The sequence below is a fragment of the Nostoc sp. UCD121 genome (assembly GCF_014222285.1).
Classification (GTDB): Bacteria; Cyanobacteriota; Cyanobacteriia; order Cyanobacteriales; family Nostocaceae; genus Nostoc.
In genome coordinates this window covers 1-252 of record NZ_JACKZS010000598.1, presented here as the reverse complement: position 1 = coordinate 252, position 252 = coordinate 1, and the positions used below count along the sequence as shown (strand labels likewise).

Annotated in this window: 1 protein-coding gene; it reads right to left on the bottom strand. The window is 48.8% G+C overall.

Features of this window, described 5'->3' with window-relative positions; translation table 11 throughout:
* On the bottom strand, window positions 1-252 hold a 252-nt coding region (locus GNF10_RS37635; protein ID WP_185607550.1), incomplete at both ends, for a hypothetical protein.

Sequence of the window (252 nt, the reverse complement as noted above, 5' to 3'; positions counted from 1 at the left end):
GCCTTGTTGCCAGTGGGAATGAATATCCGCTTGCGCCACTGGATGATTTCCGTGAAACATCCAACAGCCACAAGCCGATCAGCCAGGGAAAGAGCCTCAACCAATTCCAAGCGAGGTTCATTAGCAACATAAGAAAGACGCAACGTTACGCCACCTGGGAGTTGCTGTGAATACCCCTCGTTGAGAACTAACCAAACAAGTTCTGTGGGACTTAACAACTGATTCTTTAGCCCAAGTTGTTCCGTCACAGAC